Origin of the sequence: Campylobacter sp. S4:11, from assembly GCF_024723695.1 — a bacterium.
Lineage (GTDB): Bacteria > Campylobacterota > Campylobacteria > Campylobacterales > Campylobacteraceae > Campylobacter_D > Campylobacter_D jejuni_C.
Genome location: NZ_JANQDC010000090.1, coordinates 1 through 561, shown reverse-complemented (window position 1 = coordinate 561; position 561 = coordinate 1). Strand labels below are relative to the sequence as shown.

Annotated in this window: 1 protein-coding gene; it reads left to right on the top strand. The window is 22.8% G+C overall.

The features are described 5' to 3' along the window. Positions 1 to 561, top strand: a 561-nt coding sequence (locus CAMP5053_RS08335; protein ID WP_337217652.1) for a hypothetical protein, incomplete at both ends; no start/stop codon positions are given.

Below are 561 nucleotides of genomic sequence, written 5' to 3'. Positions count from 1 at the left end.
ATGAAAACTCTAACTATTTATTCATTCCTAGATGAAGATGAGGAACTTTCAAGAAAAGCTAGTCGAATTGTTTTAAGAATAAATATGGATATTATACTTTATCTTTTAGATAATGAAAAAACTTTTATAGGACATAAAACTTATTTTTTATTTGATAAGGAAAGATTTAAAGTTTTTGAAGATTTTTTATTTTTTCTAAATACTCGTTTAGAAGAGGATTTTTTGAAAAAAAATGATAATGATTTTGAAATAATAGAAATTGTAACATATATTAATCTATTGATTGGCTTAGATGGTGCGTTTGCTAATAATATGTACCTAAGAGAACTTTCAATAGCTCCTATTTGTGATTTAAATAATCCCAAAACCATAGCAATTCTAAATGGCATAGAAAAAATTAATATTGCAGTTGATAGATATATCAATCTTATAAATTCAAAAATTAAATTTATTGCCTATAAAGATGATTATCTTAAAATGAAAATAAAAAATATAAACAATAATTATCCAAAACTCAGACTCGATCAAAAACAAACCAATAAACTTAAATCCATACAATCC